This is a genomic window from Ancylobacter sp. GW821-FHT10E12 (assembly GCF_058809335.1).
Map to the genome: position 1 here is coordinate 1 of NZ_JBXASN010000009.1, position 23,460 is coordinate 23,460.

At 67.6% G+C, this 23,460-nt stretch carries 19 protein-coding genes and 1 pseudogene; all 20 read right to left on the reverse strand.

Going from position 1 to position 23,460, the window contains the following annotated elements; translation table 11 throughout:
* Window positions 1-302 (reverse strand): annotated as a pseudogene (locus tag AC1RU4_RS13515) (outer membrane protein assembly factor BamA); the annotation flags it as partial.
* Window positions 303-514: 212 nt separating this feature from the next.
* Window positions 515-1,660 carry an RIP metalloprotease RseP gene (rseP, locus tag AC1RU4_RS13520; RefSeq protein ID WP_492891617.1) on the reverse strand — a complete coding sequence of 382 codons (1,146 nt, stop codon included), beginning with the start codon at window positions 1,658-1,660 and terminating at the stop codon, window positions 515-517.
* 127 nt (window positions 1,661-1,787) lie between these two features.
* Window positions 1,788-2,606 (reverse strand): phosphatidate cytidylyltransferase, encoded by an 819-nt coding sequence (locus AC1RU4_RS13525; RefSeq protein WP_492891618.1) that lies wholly within the window; start codon window positions 2,604-2,606, stop codon window positions 1,788-1,790.
* A gap of 1 nt (window position 2,607) precedes the next feature.
* Window positions 2,608-3,294 carry an isoprenyl transferase gene (locus tag AC1RU4_RS13530; RefSeq protein WP_492891861.1) on the reverse strand — a complete coding sequence of 229 codons (687 nt, stop codon included), beginning with the start codon at window positions 3,292-3,294 and terminating at the stop codon, window positions 2,608-2,610.
* Window positions 3,295-3,435: 141 nt separating this feature from the next.
* On the reverse strand, window positions 3,436-3,999 hold the full coding sequence (gene frr, locus AC1RU4_RS13535; protein WP_492891619.1) for a ribosome recycling factor: 564 nt from the start codon (window positions 3,997-3,999) through the stop codon (window positions 3,436-3,438).
* A 132-nt stretch (window positions 4,000-4,131) separates the two neighbouring features.
* A complete protein-coding gene (gene pyrH, locus AC1RU4_RS13540) occupies window positions 4,132-4,863 on the reverse strand; it encodes a UMP kinase (RefSeq protein ID WP_492891620.1) in 732 nt (243 codons plus the stop codon).
* 108 nt (window positions 4,864-4,971) lie between these two features.
* Window positions 4,972-5,895, reverse strand: a complete 924-nt coding sequence (gene tsf / locus AC1RU4_RS13545; RefSeq protein ID WP_492891621.1) for a translation elongation factor Ts — start codon at window positions 5,893-5,895, stop codon at window positions 4,972-4,974.
* Window positions 5,896-6,020: 125 nt separating this feature from the next.
* A complete protein-coding gene (locus AC1RU4_RS13550) occupies window positions 6,021-7,019 on the reverse strand; it encodes a 30S ribosomal protein S2 (protein WP_492891622.1) in 999 nt (332 codons plus the stop codon).
* A gap of 212 nt (window positions 7,020-7,231) precedes the next feature.
* A complete protein-coding gene (gene dnaE / locus AC1RU4_RS13555; RefSeq protein WP_492891623.1) occupies window positions 7,232-10,666 on the reverse strand; it encodes a DNA polymerase III subunit alpha in 3,435 nt (1,144 codons plus the stop codon).
* A 344-nt stretch (window positions 10,667-11,010) separates the two neighbouring features.
* Entirely contained in the window at window positions 11,011-11,472 is a 462-nt protein-coding gene (locus tag AC1RU4_RS13560) for a hypothetical protein (RefSeq protein WP_492891624.1), read from the reverse strand.
* Window positions 11,473-11,544: 72 nt separating this feature from the next.
* Window positions 11,545-12,225 (reverse strand): ABC transporter ATP-binding protein, encoded by a 681-nt coding sequence (locus tag AC1RU4_RS13565; RefSeq protein WP_492891625.1) that lies wholly within the window; start codon window positions 12,223-12,225, stop codon window positions 11,545-11,547.
* Window positions 12,226-12,232: 7 nt separating this feature from the next.
* A complete protein-coding gene (locus AC1RU4_RS13570) occupies window positions 12,233-13,456 on the reverse strand; it encodes a lipoprotein-releasing ABC transporter permease subunit (protein WP_492891862.1) in 1,224 nt (407 codons plus the stop codon).
* A gap of 143 nt (window positions 13,457-13,599) precedes the next feature.
* Window positions 13,600-14,922, reverse strand: coding sequence for a proline--tRNA ligase (gene proS / locus AC1RU4_RS13575; RefSeq protein WP_492891626.1), 1,323 nt, complete (start codon window positions 14,920-14,922; stop codon window positions 13,600-13,602).
* A 431-nt stretch (window positions 14,923-15,353) separates the two neighbouring features.
* Window positions 15,354-15,623: a DUF1467 family protein gene (locus AC1RU4_RS13580; RefSeq protein ID WP_492891627.1), complete on the reverse strand. Its 270-nt coding sequence runs from the start codon at window positions 15,621-15,623 to the stop codon at window positions 15,354-15,356.
* A gap of 3 nt (window positions 15,624-15,626) precedes the next feature.
* Window positions 15,627-16,031 carry a methylmalonyl-CoA epimerase gene (gene mce / locus AC1RU4_RS13585; RefSeq protein ID WP_492891628.1) on the reverse strand — a complete coding sequence of 135 codons (405 nt, stop codon included), beginning with the start codon at window positions 16,029-16,031 and terminating at the stop codon, window positions 15,627-15,629.
* Window positions 16,032-16,066: 35 nt separating this feature from the next.
* Window positions 16,067-17,749 carry a ribonuclease J gene (locus AC1RU4_RS13590; RefSeq protein ID WP_492891629.1) on the reverse strand — a complete coding sequence of 561 codons (1,683 nt, stop codon included), beginning with the start codon at window positions 17,747-17,749 and terminating at the stop codon, window positions 16,067-16,069.
* Between the two features lie 14 nt (window positions 17,750-17,763).
* Entirely contained in the window at window positions 17,764-18,531 is a 768-nt protein-coding gene (locus tag AC1RU4_RS13595) for a biotin--[acetyl-CoA-carboxylase] ligase (protein WP_492891630.1), read from the reverse strand.
* A 2-nt stretch (window positions 18,532-18,533) separates the two neighbouring features.
* Window positions 18,534-19,964 (reverse strand): NADH-quinone oxidoreductase subunit NuoN, encoded by a 1,431-nt coding sequence (gene nuoN / locus AC1RU4_RS13600; protein WP_492891631.1) that lies wholly within the window; start codon window positions 19,962-19,964, stop codon window positions 18,534-18,536.
* Window positions 19,965-20,010: 46 nt separating this feature from the next.
* A complete protein-coding gene (locus AC1RU4_RS13605) occupies window positions 20,011-21,525 on the reverse strand; it encodes an NADH-quinone oxidoreductase subunit M (RefSeq protein ID WP_492891632.1) in 1,515 nt (504 codons plus the stop codon).
* Entirely contained in the window at window positions 21,525-23,456 is a 1,932-nt protein-coding gene (gene nuoL, locus AC1RU4_RS13610) for an NADH-quinone oxidoreductase subunit L (RefSeq protein ID WP_492891633.1), read from the reverse strand. The genes AC1RU4_RS13605 and nuoL overlap by 1 nt, the downstream gene beginning before the upstream one ends.
* Window positions 23,457-23,460: the final 4 nt, after the last annotated feature.

Sequence of the window (23,460 nt, forward strand, 5' to 3'; positions counted from 1 at the left end):
AAGGCGACCTTGTTGATCACCTCGTTCTCGGCCACGATCACCACCAGGCGGCCGCCGCGATTGGAAATGCGCACGTCAGAAAACAGCCCGGTGGCGTACAGCGCCTTCAGGCCCTCGTCGATCTTGGCCGGCGTCAACGGCGGCGCACCAAAATAGGTGCGGATGGTTTCGGCGTCGACCCGGCGGTTGCCTTCGACGATGATCGAATTCGCGGTCTGCGCGACGGCGCTGACGGGCGCGAGAACCGATCCGGCGACCCCCGCGACGGCCACCAGGGCGACGACGCCCAGGACCGAAGCCATCTTACTCACGAACCGGACACTAACAGCCATTTGGTGCGCAACCTTACCGTTGTTCTGACGCCGGCCTGTTCACGCGCACGTAAACAGGCACGATCCTTCACCCTGCATTCCGCTTGTACAGGCTTTTCCCAGGCCTGCAAACCGAAGCAACCCGCGCCCGCGCGCCTTTTCCCGACCCCGTGGCACGTCGGCAACGCTTCGGCGGAGACCCGTCAAGATTTTGATATATTGAGAATATCGTTCCACGTCGCAAACAGCATGAGCATGAGGACCAGCGCCAAACCGATGCGGAACCCGACCTCCTGCGCCCGATCGCTGAGCGGGCGGCCGCGCAGCGCTTCGATGGCGTAGAACATCAGATGTCCACCGTCGAGCAAGGGTACGGGAAAGAGGTTAAGAAGACCGATCGAAACCGACAGGACCGCCGCGAGCTGCAGGAGCGCGCCGATGCCGAAGGTCGCCACCTGGCCCGAGACCTGGGCGATGCGGATCGGGCCGCCGAGCTGGTCGGCCGATTCGCGCCCGGTGACCACGCCGCCGAGATAGGAGAAGGTTCGATCGACGATGAACCACACCTCCTTGCCGGCGAGCCCCACCGCTTCCACCGGCCCGAAGCGCTGGGTGGTCACCTCCCCCGCCCCGGTCGAGCGGGAAATGCCGAGCACGCCGATGCGGTGGACATTGCCGAACGTGTCGGTGATCTCGCGCCGGTCCGGCGTCGCGGTCAGCGTCTCGTGCACGCCGCCGCGCTCCACCACCACGGCCAGCTTCTGGTCGGCGCTGGCGCTGACGATGCGCTGCATGTCGCCGAACGATTCGATCGGCGTGCCGTCGATGGAGAGGATGAGGTCCTGCGGCTGGAAGCCCGCGCGCTCGGCGGCGCTGCCGGCCTGGATCGAATCGACCCGCGGCGTCGTCACCTGCCGGCCGACCGTCATGAACAGGCCGGCGAAGATGACGATGGCGAGGATGAAATTGGCGATCGGCCCGGCGGCGACGATCGCCGCCCGCGCGCCCACCGGCTTGTGGAAGAAGCTCACCTTCTTCTCCGCCTCGGTCATCTGCGACAGCCCGTCGCGGTCCGGGGCGCTGGCGGCATTGTCGTCGCCGAGGAACTTCACATAGCCGCCGAGCGGGATGGCCGAGACCTTCCAGCGCGTGCCGTGGCGGTCGTTGAAGCCGACGATCTCCGGCCCGAAGCCGATCGAGAACGCCACCACCTTCACGCCCGCCCGGCGCGCCACCCAGAAATGGCCGAGCTCATGGAAGAACACCACGATCGTCAGCACGAACAGGAACGGCAGGAGGTAGCCGAGCAGCCATTCGGCGCTACCACCCATCGACGAGAGCACACCCATTTCGGTTTCCTATTGTGCGCGACGACCGCAGCCTTGCGATCCGCTCGCGGTAGATGTCGCGGTCAAGTTTGGCAGAGAAACGGCAGCGCGCCATTTTTGCCGGGGATGGCGGGCCGATTGCGTCGCCCTACCACACCAGAAGGCCCGCCGCCGGCGCCGCCGGATGGCGGGCGAGGCCGATGACGCAGGCGAAGGCCGCCGCCGCGATGAACCCGTCGAGCCGATCCATGAGCCCGCCATGGCCGGGAATGAGATGGCCGGAATCCTTCACGCCGAAGCGCCGCTTCATGGCGGATTCGAACAGGTCGCCCGCCTGGCTGAACACGCTGGCGGCGAGAGCGGCCGGTGCCGCCAGCAACGCCGATTCGATGCCGGCGAGCCGCACGGTGAGCATGCCGGCCGCCACCGCGAACAGGCTGCCGCCGATGGCGCCCGACCAGGTCTTGTTGGGGCTGACCCGCGGCCAGAGCTTCGGACCGCCGATCAGCCGGCCGCAGAAATAGGCGGCGATGTCGCTGGCCCACACCACCGCCAGCAGCCAGACGACCGCGACGAAGCCGAGGCCGGGATCGAGCCGCAGCGCGGTGACCGAGAATGCCAGCGCCCCCGCATAGAGCACGCCGACCAGGGCCCACAGCCGCATGCTCTTCCCGCCCCGCGCCGCCAGCGCCGCCCCCAGCGCGCCGGCTGGAAGGGCGAGCGCCAGTGTCGGCGGGCCGGCGACGAGACCGAACAGGGCGACCGCGATGCCGGCGCCGCCGAGCCCGACCACGGCGGAGATCGGCGTCAGCCGCGCCATGTCGATCCATTCCCGCAGGATCAGCAGCGAGGCGAGGAAACACAGCAGCACGAAGGGCCGGCCGCCCCACACCGCGGCGGCGATGACCAGCGGGCCCAGCACCAGCGCCGAGCCCAGTCGCGGCAGGAAATCGGCACCGATCTTCAAGTCACGAACGCCCGGCCGTGTCGAGGCCGCCGAAGCGCCGCTCGCGTCTGCCGAATTCGTCGAGGGCACGCTCAAGCCAGCCGCGGTCGAAATCCGGCCACAGCACCGGCAGGAACACCAGTTCGGCATAGGCCGCCTGCCAGAGCAGGAAATTCGACAGCCGCTGCTCGCCGCTGGTGCGCACGATGAGGTCGAGCGGCGGCAGTTCGGCGGTGTCCAGCGCGCCGGCGATGCGCGCGGGGGTGACGTCCTCCGGGCTCAGGCGGCCGGCCGCCACCTCGCGGGCCAGCGTGCGGGCGGCGCGGGCAATCTCGTTCTGCGAGCCGTAATTGAAGGCGACCGCGAGCGTCAGCCCGTCATTGCCGCGCGTGAGGGCTTCGGCCTCGCGCAGCATGGCCTCGATCTCGCCGTCGCGCGGATGGCCCTCGCCGAGGATGCGCACCCGCACGTTGCGGGCGTGGAGGTCCTGGAGGTCGCGGCGGATGAACAGCTTGAGCAGCCCCATCAGCTCGTCGATCTCGCCCTCGGGGCGCGACCAGTTCTCGCTGGAGAAGCTGAAGACGGTCAGCGCCTCGATGCCGAGCTCGATCGCCGCGCGGATCGTGCGGCGCACCGCCTCGACGCCGCGGCGGTGTCCCTCGAAGCGCGGCAGCCCATGCGCCGTCGCCCAGCGCCCGTTGCCATCCATGATGATGGCGACGTGTCGCGGCACCGCTCGCCCGGTCGGCGCAGCCTCCGGCTGTCCGGCCTCGATCGGTGCATCGTCTGACACGTCCAACTTCGCGATCTTCAAGGAGGTCGACCTCCGCGCCACCGACCGGCGCCGCACTCAAACCGCCAGGATTTCCTTTTCCTTCGACGCGAGCACCTGGTCGATCTCGGCGATCGACTGGTCCGTCGCCTTCTGGACCTGGTCGCTCAGGCGGTCGAGGTCGTCGGAGCTCATGTCGCCGTCCTTCTCGGCCTTCTTCAGGCTGTCCATGCCGTCGCGGCGCACGTGGCGCACCGAGACCCGGCAGGCTTCGGCATATTTATGGGCAACCTTCACCAGCTCCTGGCGGCGGTCCTGGGTAAGCTCGGGAATACGCACGCGGATCACCTGGCCCTCGGTCTGCGGGTTGAGGCCGAGATTGGACTCGCGAATCGCCTTCTCCACCGCCGAGGTCATCCCGCGGTCCCACACCTGCACCGACAGCAGGCGTGGCTCGGGCACGTTGATCGACGCCACCTGGCTCAGCGGCATGTGGCTGCCATAGGCATCCACCTGGATCGGCTCCAGCAGGCTCGCCGAGGCGCGCCCGGTGCGCAGGCCGCTCAGCTCCTGCTTCAGGACACCGATGGCGCCCTGCATGCGGCGCTTCAGATCGGCAATATCGGTCGGACCAGTGCTCATAGCGGACCCTCGTCTTCGTCATGCGCCGGGTTCGCGTCGCGCGGGCCGCTCACGGCGGCAACCGCGCCTCGAGCGGCCGGACCCGGCTATATCAGATGGATTGCCGCGCGAGGCAAGCGGGGAGACCGCTGGCTACGGCGCGACGGTGGTGGAGCGCCCCCTTCCCCGCACCGCATCCTCGATGGCGCCGGGCTGACGGATGGAAAAAACGATGATCGGCAGCTTCGCCTCGCGCGCCAGCGCGAAGGCGGCGGCGTCCATCACCTTGAGGTCCTTGGCCAGTGCCTCGTCATGCGTCAGCCGCTCGTAGCGGGTCGCGGTCGGGTCCAGCTTGGGATCGGCGGTGTAGACGCCGTCGACATTGGTCGCCTTCATCACCGCGTCGCATTCCAGTTCGGCGGCGCGCAGCACGGCGCCGGTATCGGTGGTGAAATAGGGATTGCCGGTGCCGCCGGCCAGCACGACGATGCGCCCGCGCGACAGGTGGCGCGAGGCGGTCTGGCGGGCATAGGGCTCGCAGATGGTCGGCATCGGAATGGCGGAGAGCGTGCGGGCCGGGGTGCCGGCCTCCTCGATCGCCTTCTCCAGCGCCAGCGCGTTCATCACTGTCGCCAGCATGCCCATATGGTCGGCGGTGGCGCGGTCGAGGCCGCGGCCGGCGACGCTGGCGCCGCGCAGGATGTTGCCGCCGCCCACCACCACGGCCACCTCGGCGCCGCTGCTGCGTGCATCGGCGAGATCGCGGGCGATGCCCTCGATGGTCGGCCAGTGGAGGCCGAACGCCTCGCTGCCCATCAGCGCTTCACCGGACACCTTCACCAGCACGCGCCGGTACGTGATTTGCGGTTCCGCCGCTGTGGTCATGAGGCACCTTCCGAGCTTTCGCGCGGCGATCCGCGCCGCCGCCGGAGTAAAACACGCCGGGCTCACGCGTGGCGGCCCGGCGTGGTCTTATCAAACGCTTTGTGCGTCTCAGGCGCCGGCGGCCGCGGCGACCTCGGCGGCGAAGTCGCTCTCCTGCTTCTCGACGCCTTCGCCGAGGGCGAAGCGCACGAAGCCGGTGATCTTCACCGGAGCGCCGACCTTGCCCTCGCTCTCCTTCACCGCCTGGGCGACGGTCTTGGAGGGCTCGTGGATGAAGGCCTGCTCGAGCAGCGTGACTTCCTTGTAATAGGTCTTCAGGCCGCTCTCGACGATCTTCTCGACCACGTTGTCCGGCTTGCCGGACGCCTTGGCCTTCTCGGCCAGCACGTTGCGCTCGCGCGCCACCAGCTCGGGATCGATGGCGGAGGCGTCGAGCGCCTGCGGGTTGGCGGCGGCCACATGCATGGCGACCTGGCGGCCGAGGGCAGCGAGCTCCTCGCTCTTGCCGGTCGATTCGAGCGCGACCAGCACGCCGATCTTGCCGAGGCCCTCGCCCACCGAGCCGTGGATGTAGCTGGCGACGACGCCGGAGCCGACTTCCAGCTGCTTGGCGCGGCGCAGGTTCATGTTCTCGCCGATGGTGGCGATGGCGGTGGAGACCGCCTCGGCGACGGTGCCGCCGCCGGGATAGGCGGCCGAGGCCAGCGCGGCGACATCGTCGCCGGCGCCGAGCGCGACCTGGGCGATGTTGCGCACCAGCGCCTGGAACTGCTCGTTGCGGGCGACGAAGTCGGTCTCCGAATTCACCTCGACCACCACGCCCTTGGTGCCGGCGAGCGCGAGGCCGATGAGGCCCTCGGCGGCGACGCGGCCGGCCTTCTTGGCCGCCTTGGCAAGGCCCTTCTTGCGCAGCCAGTCGACGGCCGCCTCGATGTCGCCCGCGACTTCGCCGAGCGCGTTCTTGCAGTCCATCATGCCCGCGCCGGTCTTCTCGCGCAGCTCCTTCACCATGCCCGCGGTGATGTTGGCCATATTCCTATTCCTCACACGATCTCATGTGTCATTCGACGACACGGCCGGCCGGAGGGTTCCGGGCCGGCCGCGCCTTCACGAACTCGACGGCAGCGCAAGGCTGCCGCAAAACCCTTCCGCCTGCGTCACTCGACGTCGGCGGTCAGCCCCTTGGCCTGGGCGATCCAGCCGTCGACGCGGCCGGGCAGACCCACTTCCTCGCCGAGGCGGTGCGCATCGGCCGCATCGAGGGAGGCGATCTGCGAATAGTGGAAGATGCCGAGATCGGTCAGCTTCTTCTCGATGGCGGGCGACACGCCGGTCAGCTTCTTCAGGTCGTCGGCGATGCCGCGCGGACCCGAGAGCGGCTCGAAGCTCGACCACACGGTCTCGGCCGGCAGTTCCTCGACCATCGGAACCTCGGAGGCGCCGATATCGATGCCGATATCGCCCTGGGCGCGGCCGATGCCGTCGATCGCCGCGCGGGCGATGAGGTCGCAATAGAGGTTGATGGCGCGGCCGGCGTCGTCATTGCCCGGCACCGGGTAGGAGATGCCGTCGGGATCGCAATTGGTGTCGAGGATGGCCGCGACCGGAATGCCCAGGCGGCGCGCCTCGGCGACCGCGAGGTCTTCCTTGTTGGTATCGATGACGAACAGCAGGTCCGGCAGGCCGCCCATGTCGCGGATGCCGCCAAGGGCGCGGTCGAGCTTCTCGCGCTCGCGCTGGAGCGTCAGGCGCTCCTTCTTGGTGTAGCCGACGCCTTCGCCGGCATTGAGCAGCTCTTCGAGCTTCTTCAGGCGGGCGATGGAGTGGGAAATGGTCTTCCAGTTGGTCAGCATGCCGCCGAGCCAGCGGGAATTGACGTAATACTGGGCCGAACGCTTGGCCGCATCCGCCACCGAATCGGCCGCCTGGCGCTTGGTGCCGACGAACAGCACGCGGCCGCCGCGGGCCACAGTGTCGGACACCGCCTGCAGCGCGCGGGCCAGTGAAGGCACCGTCTGGGCGAGGTCGATGATGTGGATGTTGTTGCGGGTGCCGAAGATGAACGGGGCCATCTTCGGGTTCCAGCGGTGGGATTGATGGCCGAAATGCACGCCAGCTTCAAGCAGCTGGCGCATGGTGAAATCGGGAAGTGCCATGGTCGTCTCTCTTCCGGTTAGCCTCCGCGGACATGGCCGTGCCGAAGGATTCGGCGGCGGCACCGGAGCGGCCGGATTGCCCCTTCCACGCATGGAAAAGAGCCCGGCCGCGAAGTCCGCGTGCGGGATGGCGCGGCTTATAGGCGAGGTGACGGTCTTAGGCAAGAGAAACGGGTGGTTTCAGAAACGGGGGCCCTCACAAACCGGCGGCCTCAATGCATCTCCACCGCCACCACGCCGGGCACCGCCTTGATGGCGCCGGCGATCTGCGGCGAGAGGCCGAAGCGGCCGGGAAGCTTCACCTCCACCTCGGTGGCGCCCTTCTCGCCGAGCAGCAGCACGAAGGCGACCTCGCCGTCGCCGCGCCCGCCGCCGAGCGAGCCGAGCCGCGAGGCGACGCTCTCCAGCGGGTCGGTCGAGCGCAGGAAGATGCGCAGGCCCTTCTGCATCTTGGCCGCGGCCTGGTCGAGCGGCTCGGCGGTCTGGATGCGCGCGCGCACGTCCTCGCCCTGCAATTCGGCGGCGACGTGCAGCAGCAGCGCGGTGCCCGGCTCCAGCAGGTCGCGGAACTGGTTCAGCGCCTCGGAGAACAGGATCGCCTCGAACTGGCCGGATGGATCCGACAGGCCGACAATGCCCATCTTGCTGCCGCTCTTGGTGCGCCGCTCCTGCCGGCTCACCACGGTGGCGGCCAGCCGCCCGGCGGTGGCGCCGGCGCGCACCGAGCGGGAGAAGTCGCTCCAGCGCTGCACCCGGAAGCGCTCCAGCGCCTTGCCGTAATCGTCGAGCGGATGGCCGGTGAGGAAGAAGCCGATGGCGTCGTACTCCTTCTGCAGCCGGTCGGCCGGCAGCCAGGCCTCGACATGGGGAATATGCAGGTCGACCTTCACCGTCTCGCCGCCGAACATGTTCCACTGGCCGGAGGCGGCCTCGGCGCTCGCCGCCTGCGCATGGCCGAGCACCGCCTCGACGGCGGCACTCGCGCGGGCGCGGTTCGGCTCCAGCGAGTCGAAGGCGCCGGCATTGACCAGGCTCTCCATGGTCCGCTTGTTCAGCGCCTTGGCGTTGATGCGGGCGGCGAAGTCGGCGAGGTCCTTGAACGGCCGGTCGCCCCGCGCCTCGACGATGGCGTCCACGGCCTGCACGCCCACCCCCTTGATGGCGGCGAGCGCATAGTGGATGCGCCCGTCCTTCACCGCGAAATCGCGGCCGGAATGGTTCACCGAGGGCGGCACCACCACGATATCGAGCCGCTGCGCCTCCTGGCGGAATTCCGCCAGCTTGTCGGTATTGCCCATGTCGAGCGTCATCGAGGCGGCGAGGAACTCGGTGGCGTAGTTGGCCTTCATGAAGGCGGTCTGGTAGGCGACCAGCGCATAGGCGGCGGCGTGGCTCTTGTTGAAGCCGTAATCGGCGAACTTGGCCAGCAGGTCGAAGATCTCCGAGGCCTTGGCCTTCGGCACGCCGCGCTCGACGGCGCCGTCGACGAAGCGCTCGCGCTGCTTGTCCATCTCGGCGCGGATCTTCTTGCCCATGGCGCGGCGCAGCAGATCCGCCTCGCCGAGCGAATAGCCCGACAGCGTCTGCGCGATCTGCATCACCTGCTCCTGGTAGATGATGACGCCGTAGGTCTCCTTCAGGCTGGCTTCGAGCGCCGGGTGGACATACTCGGCCTTTTCCTGCCCGTTCTTCACCGCGCAATAGACCGGGATATTGGCCATCGGGCCCGGACGGTACAGCGCCACTAGCGCGATGATGTCCTCCAGCCGGTCCGGCTTCATGTCGACGAGGGCGCGCCGCATGCCGGCGCTTTCCACCTGGAACACCCCGACCGTCTCGCCGCGCGTCATCATCGCGTAGCTTTTCTCGTCGTCGAGCGCGATGGTGCCGAGATCGAGCTTGATGCCGCGCTGGCCGACGAGCCGCACCGCGGTCTGCAGCACGGTCAGCGTCTTCAGGCCGAGAAAGTCGAACTTCACCAGCCCGGCCTGCTCGATCCACTTCATGTTGTACTGCGTCACCGGCATGTCGGAGCGCGGATCGCGATAGAGCGGCACCAGCCGGGAGAGCGGCCGATCGCCGATGACGATGCCGGCGGCATGGGTGGAGGCGTGGCGGTTGAGCCCTTCCAGCCGGGTGGCGATGTCGAAGGCGCGCTTCACCACCGGGTTGGCGTCGGCTTCCGCCTGAAGCTTCGGCTCGTCGTTGATCGCCTGCTTCAGCGTCACCGGATTGGCCGGGTTCTGCGGCACCAGCTTGCACAGCTTGTCGACCTGGCCATAGGGCATTTCCAGCACCCGGCCGACGTCGCGCAGCACGCCGCGCGCCTGCAGCGTACCGAAGGTGATGATCTGCGCCACCTGGTCGCGGCCGTAGCGCTGCTGCACGTAGCGGATCACCTCGTCGCGGCGCTCCTGGCAGAAATCGATGTCGAAATCGGGCATCGACACGCGCTCGGGATTGAGGAAGCGCTCGAACAGCAGCCCGAAGCGCAGCGGATCGAGATCGGTGATGGTCAGCGAATAGGCGACCAGCGAGCCGGCGCCCGAGCCGCGGCCCGGCCCGACCGGGATATCGTGCTGCTTCGCCCATTTGATGAAGTCCGACACGATGAGGAAATAGCCGGGGAACTTCATCTTGGTGATGATGTCGAGCTCGAAGGCCAGACGGTCGCGATAGTCCTTCTCGGTGAGATCCGGCGCCGGGCCGTGAACGGCCAGACGCGCCGCCAACCCCTCCTCCGCCTGCACGCGCAACTCCTCGGCCTCGTCGCGCTCCATGGTGAAGCGCGGCAGGATCGGCTTCACCGTGCGCGGGCGATAGGCGCAGCGGCGGGCGATCTCGACGGTGTTGGCCAGCGCCTCGGGCAGGTCCTCGAACAGCTTGATCATCTCCGCCCTTGTGCGGAAACGGTGATGCGGCGTGAGCTGGCGCCGCTCGCTCTCCGCCACCAGCCGCCCCTCGGCGATGCAGATCAGCGCGTCATGCGCCTCGTAGTCGTCCTGCGTGCCGAAGAACGGCTCGTTGGCGGCGACCAGCGGCACTTCCATGCGATAGGCGAAATCGACCAGCGTGCGCTCGACCCGGCGCTCCTCGGCGATGCCGTGACGCTGGATCTCGACATAGAGCCGGTCGCCGAACAGGACCTTGAGGGCCTCCAGCCGCTGGGCGGCGACATCCGGCGCGCCGAGCACGATCGCCCGGTCGATGGGGCCGGAGGGACCGCCCGTGAGGCAGATCAGGCCGGCGGCGCGGGCCTCCAGCCAGTCCGCCTTGATATGCGGGGCGCCATCGTCGGCGGTGTCGAGATAGGAGCGCGACACCAGCTCCATCAGGTGCCCCCAGCCGGTCTCGTCGGCGGCGAGCAGCACCAGGCGGGGACGTTGCGCATGCGCCGGGCCGCGACCGGCCTGGTCGCCGAAATCGATGGCGAGCGCGCAGCCGACGATGGGCTGGATGCCGGCGCCGGCCATCTTCTCGGAGAATTCCAGCGCGCCGAACAGATTGCCGGTGTCGGTCAGCGCGATGGCCGGCTGATGGTCCTTCTTGACCAGATCGGCGAGCTTGCCGACCGGCAGCGCCCCTTCCAGCAGCGAATAGGAGGAATGGACGTGGAGATGCACGAATCCGACATCGGCCTCGGCCATGGGAACTTCCTTTCGCGACTCAATCGGCCTTCATGGTGGGCATCGCGCCCCGCGGCGTCCACCTCGGCGTCCACAGGCGGCGCGGTGTTTCCCCGCCATCCTCTATACGCCGGTGAATACCCCGGCCCAGATGCCGATCATCGCGACGAACAGGCCGATGGACGACAGGGCGGCGACTTCCTGCAACAGGATGCGGATCATGGCGACCTCCGTTTGATCCATTTGAGTATGGAACATACAGAGAACATCGGGGATAAGCCGCTTCAGGTCAAGCTTTGTTCCCTCTCTGTTCCAGGTCGTGGTTGCGGAAGCGCTAACGTGACGTGTCGAATTCTCGGCAATATTCAGCCGATACGGGGCGGCCAGAAGAGGTCGAGGCGCACCGACAGTCCGCTTCCACCGAACGCGTCGGCGCCGACGATCAGCGCGCTGCAGCGCGCCGGCTTGCCGTCCATCGCCTCCAGGAAGGTCATCACCTCGCTACGGCAGATCTCGCCGACGGTGGCGCCCTCGATCACCACCCGGATGCGGATGGCATCGCGCGCCTGCGACGCCTCCGGCACCAGCTCGGCGACACAGTCATAGCCCGACGGGGTGGAGGCCCGCACCGAGAAACGGTCGAGCGTCGCCTGATGTTCGTCGGCATGGTCGACCAGATAGTCGTAGTCGCCGTCGCCGGCGAGGCGCTGCCATGCGGTCGGCGGCACATAACGGGTGCCAAGCAGCCGCAGCATGACGATCAGCGCCACCGCCGCCACCACGGCGATGGACATGAGCGTCAGAGGATCGCTGCTCGGCAGGTTCATTCGGACGATTCTCGCTGGCGGGAAAGAGGTAACATAATACAGGACACCTCCGCCACAACCGTCCGGCCCCTATCAGGCCAGCTCCACCACCTGTCCGTCCTGGATGGTGACGCGCCGATGCATGCGATAGGCAAGTTCGAGATTATGGGTGGCGATCACCGCCGCCAGTCCCGTCGCCTCCACCAGTTGCTGCAAGGCACCGAACACATGGTCGGCGGTGTGCGGGTCGAGATTGCCGGTCGGCTCGTCGGCCAGCAGCACCCGCGGCGCGTTGGCGACGGCGCGGGCGATGGCGACGCGCTGCTGCTCGCCGCCCGACAATTCGCCGGGGCGGTGCTCCAGCCGCTTGCCGAGGCCGAGATAGGTCAGCAGCTCGGTGCCGCGCCTGGCCGCCTCGCGCTTGGCGAGGCCGCGGATCATCTGCGGCAGCATCACATTCTCCAGCGCCGAGAATTCCGGCAGGAGATGGTGGAACTGGTAGACGAAGCCGATATCGGTGCGGCGGATGCGGGTGCGCTCGGCATCCGGCAGGCCGGCGGTCGGCTGGCTGCCGATATGCACCTCGCCGGCATCCTGGTGCTCCAGCAGGCCGGCAATGTGCAGGAGCGTCGACTTGCCGGTGCCGGAGGGCGCGACCAGCGCCACCGACTGACCCTCCATCACGACGAAATCGGCGCCGCGCAGAATTTCCAGCGTGCCCTCACCCTGGACGTAGCGGCGTTCGATGGCTTCGAGGCGCAGCGCGGCGGCCATGCGGGCCTCACTCGTAGCGCAGCGCTTCCACCGGATCGAGGCGCGCGGCGCGCCAGGACGGGTAGAGCGGAGCGAGGAAGGACAGGACCAGCGCCATGACCACCACGGTCGCGGTCTCGCCGGCATTCATCTCGGCCGGCAGGCGCGAGAGATAATAGAGTTCCGGCGAGAACAGCTCGGTGGCGGTGAGCCAGGAGATGAACTGGCGGATCTCCTCGACGTTCAGGCAGACGACGAGCCCGAGCAGGAAGCCCGCCAGCGTGCCCACGACGCCGATCGCCGCGCCGGTGACCAGGAAGATGCGCATGATCGCCCCGCGCGAGGCGCCCATGGTGCGCAGGATGCCGATGTCGCGGCCCTTGTCCTTCACCAGCATGTTGAGGCCGGACACGATGTTGAACGCCGCCACCACCACGATGAGGGTGAGGATGAGGAACATCACGTTCCGCTCCACCTGCAGCGCGTTGAAGAAGGTGGCGTTTCGCTGTCGCCAGTCGACGATATAGACCGGCCGGCCCGCCGCCTGCTGCACCTCGGCCCGGTAGCGCTCGATGGCGTCGGGATTGTCGGTGTAGACCTCGATGGCGGTAACGTCGCCGTCCTTGTTGAAATAGGCCTGCGCCTCCGGCAGCGGCATGAACACGAAGGCGCCGTCATATTCCGACATGCCGATCTCGAAGATGGCGGCGATGCGGTAGGCCTTTATGCGCGGCGAGGTCCCCATCGGGGTGACGGCACCGCGCGGCGAGACCAGGGTCATGTTGTCGCCGGCATGCAGCGACAGCTGGTCGGCGAGGCGCTTGCCGATGGCGATCCCCTCCCCGCTGTCGAAGCCCTCCAGCGTGCCTTCGCGGATGTTGGAGCCGATCGAGGGCAGGTCCCGCAGATTGGCCTCCGAGATGCCGCGCACCAGCACGCCGCTGGCATTGAACGCCGAGGAGGCCAGCGCCTGTCCCTCGATCAGCGGCACGGCGAACTTGATGCCCGGCACGCCGGCGATGCGCTTGGCCACCGCGTCGTAATCGGTGAGCGGGCTGTCGATCGGCTGTACCAGCAGATGGCCGTTGAGGCCGAGGATCTTCGACAGCAGCTCGGTGCGGAAGCCGTTCATCACCGCCATGACGATGATCAGCGTCGCCACGCCCAGCACGATGCCGAGGAAGGAGAAGCCGGCGATGACCGAGATGAAGCCTTCCTTGCGGCGCGCGCGCAGATAGCGCAGCGACAGCATCCATTCGAAGGCGCTGAACGGGCGCGTGCCGGACGGCTCGCCTCCGGTCGCCGAGGGCGCAGCCGGCTTCTTCGCCGGCTTTGCCGCGCGTGCGGCAGCTTTTTCCGCGACCTTGGCCGCCATCTGTCCTCCGCCCGCCGGGCTCATTCGAGAATGCGGGCGAGCGCCGCCGCGACGGTGAGGTTTTCGCGCGAGCCGTCGGCCCGGCGCTTCAGCTCCACCGTGCCGGCGGCGAGGCCCTTCGGCCCGACGATGATCTGCCAGGGCAGGCCGATCAGGTCGGCGGTGGCGAACTTGGAGCCGGGACGCTCCTCGGTATCATCATAGAGCACGTCGACGCCGCGGGCGGTCAGATCGGCATAGAGGCTCTCGCAGGCGGCGTCGGTGGCCGCGTCGCCGGCCTTGAGGTTCAGGATGCCGACGCGGAACGGCGCGATCGCCTCCGGCCAGATGATGCCGTTCTCGTCATGCGAGGCCTCGATGATCGCCGCCACCAGACGCGACGGGCCGATGCCGTAGGAGCCCATGTGGACCGGGCGCTCGACGCCGTCCGGCCCGGTGACCTTGGCGCCCATCGGCTCGGAATATTTGGTGCCGAAATAGAAGATGTGGCCGACCTCGATGCCGCGCGCCGACAGCCGGCTCTCCTCCGGCACCTGCGCGAAGGCGTCGGCGTCGTGCTTCTCCTCGGTGGCCGCGTAGAGACTGGTCCACTGGTCGACGATCGACTGCAGCTGCGCCGGGTCGGCGAAATCGACATCGGCGCCCGGCGTCGCCATGCCGAGATAGTCGGCGTGGCAGAACACCTCGCTCTCGCCGGTGGAGGCGAGGATGATGAATTCGTGGCTGTGATTGCCGCCGATCGGGCCGGTATCGGCCACCATCGGGATCGCCTTGAGGCCGAGGCGCGCGAAGGTCCTGAGATAGGCGACGAACATGCGGTTATAGGCGGTGACGGCGCTGTCGAAATCGAGGTCGACCGAATAGGCGTCCTTCATCAGGAATTCGCGCGAGCGCATGACGCCGAAGCGCGGGCGCACCTCGTCGCGGAACTTCCACTGGATATGGTAGAGGTTCAGCGGCAGGTCCTTGTAGGACTTCACATAGGCGCGAACGATCTCGGTCAGCATCTCCTCGTTGGTCGGCCCGAACAGCATGTCGCGTTCGTGGCGATCCTTGATGCGGAGCATTTCCTTGCCGTAGTCGTCATAGCGCCCGCTCTCGCGCCACAGATCCGCCGACTGGATGGTCGGCATCAGGATCTCGATGGCGCCGGAGCGGTTCTGCTCCTCGCGGATGACCTTGCAGATCTTGTCGAGCACCAGCTTGCCCAGCGGCAGCCAGGCATAGATGCCGGCGCTCTCCTGCCGGATCATGCCGGCGCGCAGCATCAGCCGGTGCGAGACGATTTCGGCTTCCTTCGGCACTTCGCGCAGGATGGGAAGGAAGTAGCGGGACAGGCGCATCGGACAGGACTCGCGATTCGGCCGGCGCGGATGGCCGGAAAGACGGAGCCGAGTGAAACCGGATCGGCGCCGAAAAGACAAGCCCTCGCCGCCCCGTCTCCCGGCCCGAAACCGCGTGGCGACGCCGATGTGAACGCCCGCCACGCTTCCGATGCACTTTTGACTATTGCGCTGCACAAACGATCTATTGCGGCGCAAGGATGACAAGCAGGTTAATTCCGGCCTATGTTGATTTCCTCAAGAAAGGGGTCCGCCCGTCGACGCTCAGGCGCGATGTTCGGCCCGGGTCTCGGGAGGAATGATCGGCAAGAAAGCCCCCTGGCGGATCACCGTAATGGGACGGAACCAGGCGCGGGCGGCCATGACGAAAGAGAAGGCGGGATCCTCGGATCCCGCCTCTTTTTTTGCCTGCCGGCAAGCAAAACGGCCGGTCAATCGACCTTGAACGGCATCGGGAACATGTCGAGCCGCAGCCGGTGGGTCTCGATCGCGAAAGCGAACAGCCCGACGATGACGGCGGAGATGAGCGTGGTGGCGATCGCCTTGCGCAGCAGCAGCGGGCGCTGCGGCGCGCCGGGCTCGGTGCCGTCGCCGAGCGCGCCGTCCTCGTGCTGCGAGCGCACGCCGAACGGCAGGGTGGCGAAGATCACCGTCCACCAGACGATGAAATAGATCGCGACATAGGTGCCGATGCCGAGCACGGTTCAGGCCTGCTCCAGTTCGACGAGGGTGCCGTTGAAATCCTTGGGATGCAGGAACAGCACCGGCTTGCCATGGGCGCCGAGGCGCGGCTCGCCGCTGCCCAGCACCCGTGCGCCCGCCGCCTTCAGCCGGTCGCGGGCCTCCAGGATATCGTCGACCTCGTAGCAGATATGGTGGATGCCGCCATCCGGGTTGCGATCGAGGAATTTCGCCACCGGCGAGCCGGTCCCCAGCAGCCCGAGCAGCTCGATCTTGGTATTGGGCAGCTCGACGAACACCGTCGTCACCCCGTGCTCGGGCTGGTCGACCGCCTCGGACACCGTAGCGCCGAGCGTGTCGCGATAAAGCGCGGTCGCCGCGGCCAGGTCCGGCACCGCGATGGCGACATGGTTGAGACGACCGATCATGACAGCACCTCCCGCCCGCTAGCGGGCGAAGTCCTTCATACCGTGATCACCAGCACATGGCAGAGCGGCTTCTTGCCCCAGGCGCCGTTCACCTGCGAGCGTACGGCGCGGGTGAGCGACTCCGCCACCGCGTCCGGGTCGCGCCGGCGCGGCTTCGGCAGGCCGTCGAGACAGTCGAGAATGGCGTCCTCGATCACCTCGTCGAGCGGCTTGCCGCCAAGGCCGAGCTGCGGCAAGCCGCTGAGGTCGATCATCGGGTCGCCGACCACCTCGCCCTTGGAGGTCATCGCCACCGCCACCGACACCAGGCCGGCGAAGGACAGCCGTCGGCGCTCGGCGATCGCCGGGTCGGCGTCGCCGACCAGGACCTGGCCGTCCTTGTAGAGCTTGCCGACCGGGATCTCCTCGATCACCTCGGCGTCGTGCGACGGGTCTTCGCCGATCAGCCGCACCATGTCGCCGTCGACGATGCGCACCACCTGCTGCGCGCCCATGCGGCGGGCGAGATCGGCGTGCTCGGACAGGTGCAGCGGCTCGCCATGCACCGGCACAGAGATGCGCGGGCGCAGCCACTTGTACATCTGCTCCAGCTCGCCGCGGCGCGGATGGCCGGAGACATGCACCAGCGCGTCGCGGTCGGTGGTCACCTTCACGCCATCCAGGATCAGCGCGTTGATGATGCGGTTCACCGCCCGCTCGTTGCCCGGAATGGTGCGCGAGGAGAAGATGACGTGGTCGCCGGCGGAAAGCGCGATCTCCGGGTGATCGTCATCGGCGATGCGGGCCAATGCCGCGCGCGGCTCGCCCTGGCTGCCGGTGAGGATCGCCACCACCTTCTCGCGCGGCAGGAAGCCATAGGCATCCACCGAGCGGAACGGCGGCAGGCCGTCGAGCAGCCTTTGCTCGCGCGCGACGCCGATGACGCGCTCCATCGCCCGGCCGACCAGCACCACTTCGCGTCCGACCGAGATCGCCGCCTCCGCCACCGAGCGGATGCGCGCGACATTGGAGGCGAAGGTGGTGACGGCGACGCGATGGGGCGAGGCGCGCATCAGGTCGGCCAGCACGGCGCCGACCTCGATTTCCGACGGCGAGACGCCCTCGCGAATGGCATTGGTCGAATCGCAGATCACCGCCCGCACGCCCTCGTCGCCGAGCGCGGTGAAGCGGGCCGGATCGGTGACGTTGCCGACCACCGGGGTCGGGTCGATCTTCCAGTCGCCGGTATGCACCACGAGGCCCAGCGGCGTGCGCAGCGCCAGCGCATGGCTGTCGGGAATCGAATGCGCCACCGGCACGAACTCGACATCGAACGGGCCGATCTTCTCGCGCCCCCCCGAGGCGACGACGCGGAACGGGATCTTCGGCGCGCCGGGCTCGCCAAGGCGGCGGGCCTCGGCCAGGGCGGCGGTGAAAGGCGTCGTGTAGACCGGGCAGCCGAGGCGCGGCCACAGATCGACCAGCGCCCCGACATGGTCCTCATGGCCGTGGGTGAGCACGAGGCCGACGATGTTCTCGCGCTCCCGATCGAGGAAGGCGATGTCCGGCATGATGATGTCCACGCCCGGCACGTCCGGCCCGGCGAAGGAGATGCCGAGATCCACGACCAGCCACTGCCGCTTGTGGCGGGGGCCGTAACCGTAGATCCCGAGATTCATGCCGATCTCGCCGACGCCTCCCAGTGCCGCGAAGACCAACTCGTCCGAAGACTTGCTCACTCAACTGCCTTTCATCACCCATGACCCGCCGACGACGGGAAAATGTCGCCGGCACGGATGGTCTCGCGCACCCCGTCGGGGCGGCGCAGGACCAGGGCACCGGAAAAATCCAGCGCCTCGAATATGCCTTCGGTCTCGCGACCGTGCAGCCGCACCGTCACCGCCCGGCCGATGCCGAGCGCACAGCGCAGCCAGGATTCGCGGGTCCGCGAAAACCCCTCGCCACGATCCCATTGCGCAAGTCGCGCCTGCATGGCGGTATCGAGCGCCGAAAGCAAGGAGTCTGGCTCGGTCGGAAACCCGGCGGCGGCGAGACTGGTAGTCGGATAGGGAGCATCGCCGGGGCTGCGGGCGCAGTTGACGCCGAAGCCGATCACCGTCGCCATCCGCCGGTCCGCCAGCACCGTGCCCTCGAGCAGGATGCCGGCGAGCTTGCCGCCGTCGATGAGCACGTCGTTCGGCCATTTCACGCCGATGCGCAGGGGATCGATGCCGGTCACCGCCCGCACCGCGTCGTAGAGCGCCAGCGCCGCGACGAAGCACAGCTCCGGCTGGCGCACCGGCGGGCCGGGATCGACCAGCAGCAGCGAGGCGTAGAGATTGCCGGGCCGGGAATCCCAGGGCCGCCCGCGCCGGCCGCGGCCGGCGGTCTGGCGGGCGGCCACGAACCAGCAGGGCGCGGCGGTGGGTGCCCCCCCGGTTGCGCGGGCCAGCGCCTCCGAATTGGTGGAGCCGATCTCCTCGAAACGAACGACCGGCGTTGCGCCCCGTCCTGCGCCCATCCTCAGAAGAGCGCCTTCGCCGCCACCCCCGCGGCAGCCAGCAACGGCGCCGGATAGACGAAGAGCAGCAGCGTGAACAGGCCGGAAACCGCCAGCACCGCCTTCAGCTCGCCCGGCATCGGCTCGAACGGAGCGGCCGGCTCGTCGAAATACATCACCTTGACGATGCGCAGATAGTAGAACGCGCCGACGACGCTCGCCAGCACGCCGACCACCGCCAGGGTGTAGAGCCCGGCCTGGATCGCCGCGAGGAAGACGTAGTACTTCGCCAGGAAGCCGGCGAGCGGCGGGATGCCGGCCAGCGAGAACATCAGCGCCGCCAGCATGAACGCCTTCACCGGGCTGGTGCGGGCGAGGCCGGCGAGGTCCTCGTAGGTCTCCACCATGCCGTCCTTGCGGCGCATGGACAGGATGCAGGCGAAGGTGCCGAGCGTCATCGCCACATAGACGGTCATGTAGACGAGCACGCCGCGTACGCCCTCCTCGGTGCCGGCGGCGAGGCCGACCAGCGCGTAGCCCATGTGGCCGATGGAGGAATAGGCCATCAGGCGCTTCAGGTTCTTCTGGCCGATGGCGGCGAAGGCGCCGAGCACCATCGAGGCCAGCGAGATGAACACCACGATCTGCTGCCACTGGTGGGCGACGTTCGGCAGAGCCTCGATGGAGAAGCGCACGAACACCGCGATGGCCGCCACCTTCGGCGCGGCGCCGAAGAAGGCGGTGACCGGGGTCGGCGCGCCCTCGTAGACGTCCGGCGTCCACATGTGGAACGGCACCGCCGACACCTTGAAGGCGAGGCCGGCGAACATGAACACGATGCCGAAGATCAGCCCCAGCGACGGCTCGCGCGCGGCATCGGCGATCCTGGCGAAGTTCACCGAGCCGGTGAAGCCGTAGATCAGCGAGGCGCCGTAGAGCAGCATGCCGGAGGACAGCGCGCCCAGGACGAAATATTTCAGGCCCGCCTCGGTGGAGCGCACCGAATCCCGGTTGTTCGCCGCGATGACGTAGAGCGCCAGGCTCATCAGCTCGAGGCCCATATAGAGGGCGATGAGGTCCCCGGCCGAGATCAGCATCATCATGCCGAGCGTCGAGAGCAGGATCAGGATCGCGTATTCGAAGCGGCTCTGCTTCTCGACCTTCAGCCAGTCCACCGACATGGCGAGCGCGCCGCCGGAGCCGAGCAGGGTCAGCACCTTCAGGAAGCGCGCATAGGCATCGACCTGGAAGCTGCCGTTGAACAGCACCGCCGGCTCGGACGGGCCGAGCAGCACCAGCACCAGCGCGGCGAACAGGGCCGCCAGCGCCAGGCCGTTCACCGTGTCCACCGATTTCGAACCGGCAATGGCGCCGAACAGCACCAGGGACAGCGCGACGAAGGCCAGGAGCATTTCCGGCAGCGCGGGGCCGAGCGCAGCGAGGGAGAAGGTCATCTTACGGGCTCCGCGAGCATCATGGATCGGTTCAAGGCAGCCCCCGTCAGTGCAGCGCCAGCGCGGCAGCCTTGACGGCGCCGGCGGCGAGATCGGCGCGGGCGACGATCGCCTGCACGGCGACGTTGCACGCATCGAGGATCGGGCCCGGCCAGATGCCGAACAGGATGGTGAAGAACAGCAGCGGGATGAGCGAGGCGAGCTCCCGGCGGTTGACGTCGAGAATGTCCTTCAGTCTCTCCTTCTCCAGCGGCCCGAAGATCACCCGGCGATACAGCCAGAGCGCATAGGCCGCCGACAGGATGACGCCGGTGGTGGCGAAGAACGCCACCCAGTTGTTGCGGCCGAACACCGCGAGCAGGGTCAGGAGCTCGCCGATGAAGCCGGAGGTGCCGGGCAGGCCGACATTGGCCATGGTGAACACCATGAACACCGTCGCGTAGACCGGCATCCGGTTGACCAGCCCGCCATAGGCGGCGATCTCGCGGGTGTGCATGCGGTCATAGACCACGCCGACGCACAGGAACAGCGCGCCCGACACGAAGCCGTGGCTGACCATCTGGAACACCGCGCCCTGGATGCCCTCCTGCGTCAGGGTGAAGATGCCCATGGTGACGTAGCCCATGTGCGCCACCGACGAGTAGGCGATCAGCTTCTTGATGTCTTCCTGCATCAGCGCGACCAGCGAAGTGTAGATGATCGCCACCACCGACAGGGTGAACACGAACGGCGCGAAATAGGCCGAGGCGTCCGGGAACATCGGCAGGCTGAAGCGCAGCAGGCCGTAGCCGCCCATCTTCAGCATGATGCCGGCAAGAATGACCGAGCCGGCGGTCGGTGCCTCGACATGCGCGTCCGGCAGCCAGGTATGCACCGGCCACATCGGCATCTTCACCGCGAAGGAGGCGAAGAAGGCGAGCCAGAGCCAGGTCTGCATCCCGGCGGGGAAGCCGAAGGTCAGCAGCTTGGTGATGTCGGTGGTGCCAGCCTGCCAGTACATCGCCATGATGGCGAGCATCATCAGCACCGAGCCGGCCAGCGTGTAGAGGAAGAACTTGAAGGTGGCGTAGATGCGCCGCTTGCCGCCCCAGATGCCGATGATGAGGAACATCGGGATCAGGCCGCCTTCGAAGAAGATGTAGAACTGCAGCAGGTCCAGCGACGTGAAGGTGCCGATCATCAGCGTCTCGAGCACCAGGAAGCAGATCATGTACTCCTTGACGCGCACATGGATCGATTCCCAGCTCGCCAGGATGCACATCGGCATCAGCAGCGTGGTGAGCAGCACGAAGGGCAGCGAGATGCCGTCCACGCCCATGCGATAGGCGGCGATGTCGCCCAGCCAGGGGCGGTATTCCTGAAACTGGAAGTCGGTATTGGCCGGATCGAAGCCGAACAGCAGCAGCAGCGAGATCAGGAAGGTGACGAGGGTCGCCCACAGCGCGACCCAGCGGGCATTGCGCTGCGCGACCTCGTCGTCGCCGCGGATCATCAGCACGATCAGCAGCGCGCCGACCACCGGCAGGAAGGCGACGACCGAAAGAATGGGCCAGTCGTACATCAGTGCGCCCCCCCGAACATGAACCAGGTGATGAAGGCGGCGACGCCGACCAGCATCACGAACGCGTAGTGGTAGAGATAGCCGGTCTGCAGGCGCACGACGCGGTTGGTCACGTCGATCACCCGCGCGGAGATGCCGTTCGGTCCCCACCCGTCGATGACGCGCCCGTCGCCTTCCTTCCAGAGGAAGCGGCCGAGCCACATCGTCGGCCGGACGAACAGGAAGTCGTAGAGCTCGTCGATGTACCACTTGTTGAGCAGGAAGCGGTACAGAACGTCATTGCGCCTGGCCAGCGCCTTCGGCACCGCCGGATTGAGGATGTACATCCAGTAGGCGAGCACGAAGCCGAGCACCATCATCACCGTCGGCGCATATTTCGCCCAGGCGGGAACGTGGTGGATCTCTTCCAGGATCTTGTTGTCCGGCGCCATGAAGATGGCTTCGCGGAAGAAGTGCTCGACATCGTGACCGGCGAAGTAGGGATAGAAGATCATACCGGCGAAGAGCGCCCCCACCGACAGCACGCCGAGCGGAACCATCATCGACAGCGGCGATTCATGCGCGTGGTCGAACGTGTGGTGGTCGGCGCGGGTGTGGCCGTGGAAGGTGAGGAAGGCGAGGCGCCAGGAATAGAACGAGGTCAGCGCCGCCGCCACCACCGTGCTCAGCCAGCCATAGGTGGCGAGCGGGTTGTGGCTGACGAAGGCCGCCTCGATGATGGCGTCCTTGGAATAGTAGCCGGCGGTGAAGGGGAAGCCGGTCAGCGCCAGCGTGCCGATCACCATGGCGGCATAGGTATAGGGGATCTTCTTCGCGAGCCCGCCCATGTGCCGCATGTCCTGCTCGTGGTGCATCGCATGGATGACCGAGCCGGCGCCGAGGAACAGCAGCGCCTTGAAGAAGGCATGGGTGAACAGGTGGAACACGCCGATCGAATAGGCCCCGACGCCGAGAGCCACGAACATGTAGCCGAGCTGCGAGCAGGTCGAGTAGGCGATCACCCGCTTGATGTCGGTCTGGACGAGGCCGACCGTCGCCGCGAAGAAGGCGGTAGTCGCCCCGAAGAAGATCACCACGGTGAGCGCGGTCTGCGACAGCTCGAACAGCGGCGACAGGCGCGCCACCATGAACACGCCGGCCGTCACCATGGTGGCGGCATGGATGAGCGCCGAGACCGGGGTCGGGCCCTCCATCGCGTCCGGCAGCCATGTGTGCAGGCCGAACTGCGCCGACTTGCCCATGGCGCCGACGAACAGCAGCAGGCAGATGATGGTCGGCGCGTCCCAGTCGTGGCCGAGGAAGTGGATGGTCTTGCCGACCAGCGACGGCGCCGCGGCGAAGACCTGCTCGAAGCCGACCGCGCCGGTCATCATGAACACGGCGAAGATGCCGAGCGCGAAGCCGAAATCGCCGACGCGGTTGACGATGAACGCCTTCATCGCCGCCGCGCAGGCCGAGGGCTTCTCGTACCAGAAGCCGATCAGCAGGTAGGAGGCGAGGCCCACGCCCTCCCAGCCGAAGAACAGCTGCACGAGGTTGTCCGCCGTCACCAGCATCAGCATGGCGAAGGTGAACAGCGAGAGATAGGCGAAGAAGCGCGGGCGGCTCGGATCCTCGTGCATGTAGCCGACGGAATAGAGGTGCACCAGCGAGGACACGGTGGTCACCACGATGAGCATCATCGCGGTCAGCGTGTCGACGCGCAGCGCCCATTTCACGTCGAGGCCGCCGGAGGAAATCCAGGTGAAGAGCTCGACCGTGCCGCCCTGCCCGCCGAAGCCGGTCTGGATGAAGGTGATCCAGGACAGCAGGCAGGAGATGAACAGGGCGCCGGTGGTCACGATCTCGGAGGCGCGCGCACCGATGACGCGGCCGAAAAGCCCCGCGATCAGGAAGCCCGCGAGTGGGAGGAAGACGATCGCCTGATACATAAAC

Excerpts from the sequence above, each read along its gene's own strand:
- nuoL (WP_492891633.1), bottom strand. The coding sequence starts at position 23,456 with ATGTATCAGGCGATCGTCTTCCTCCCACTCGCGGGCTTCCTGATCGCG.
- AC1RU4_RS13530 (WP_492891861.1), bottom strand. The coding sequence starts at position 3,294 with ATGGATGGCAACGGGCGCTGGGCGACGGCGCATGGGCTGCCGCGCTTC.
- AC1RU4_RS13570 (WP_492891862.1), bottom strand. The coding sequence starts at position 13,456 with ATGCTGTCGCTGCGCTATCTGCGCGCGCGCCGCAAGGAAGGCTTCATC.
- rseP (WP_492891617.1), bottom strand. The coding sequence starts at position 1,660 with ATGGGTGTGCTCTCGTCGATGGGTGGTAGCGCCGAATGGCTGCTCGGC.
- AC1RU4_RS13605 (WP_492891632.1), bottom strand. The coding sequence starts at position 21,525 with ATGTACGACTGGCCCATTCTTTCGGTCGTCGCCTTCCTGCCGGTGGTC.
- AC1RU4_RS13560 (WP_492891624.1), bottom strand. The coding sequence starts at position 11,472 with ATGAACCTGCCGAGCAGCGATCCTCTGACGCTCATGTCCATCGCCGTG.
- tsf (WP_492891621.1), bottom strand. The coding sequence starts at position 5,895 with ATGGCCAACATCACCGCGGGCATGGTGAAGGAGCTGCGCGAGAAGACC.
- proS (WP_492891626.1), bottom strand. The coding sequence starts at position 14,922 with ATGCGCCTGTCCCGCTACTTCCTTCCCATCCTGCGCGAAGTGCCGAAG.
- pyrH (WP_492891620.1), bottom strand. The coding sequence starts at position 4,863 with ATGACCACAGCGGCGGAACCGCAAATCACGTACCGGCGCGTGCTGGTG.
- AC1RU4_RS13595 (WP_492891630.1), bottom strand. The coding sequence starts at position 18,531 with ATGGGCGCAGGACGGGGCGCAACGCCGGTCGTTCGTTTCGAGGAGATC.
- AC1RU4_RS13565 (WP_492891625.1), bottom strand. The coding sequence starts at position 12,225 with ATGGCCGCCGCGCTGCGCCTCGAAGCCATCGAACGCCGCTACGTCCAG.
- AC1RU4_RS13550 (WP_492891622.1), bottom strand. The coding sequence starts at position 7,019 with ATGGCACTTCCCGATTTCACCATGCGCCAGCTGCTTGAAGCTGGCGTG.
- nuoN (WP_492891631.1), bottom strand. The coding sequence starts at position 19,964 with ATGACCTTCTCCCTCGCTGCGCTCGGCCCCGCGCTGCCGGAAATGCTC.
- dnaE (WP_492891623.1), bottom strand. The coding sequence starts at position 10,666 with ATGGCCGAGGCCGATGTCGGATTCGTGCATCTCCACGTCCATTCCTCC.
- mce (WP_492891628.1), bottom strand. The coding sequence starts at position 16,031 with ATGATCGGTCGTCTCAACCATGTCGCCATCGCGGTGCCGGACCTGGCC.
- frr (WP_492891619.1), bottom strand. The coding sequence starts at position 3,999 with ATGAGCACTGGTCCGACCGATATTGCCGATCTGAAGCGCCGCATGCAG.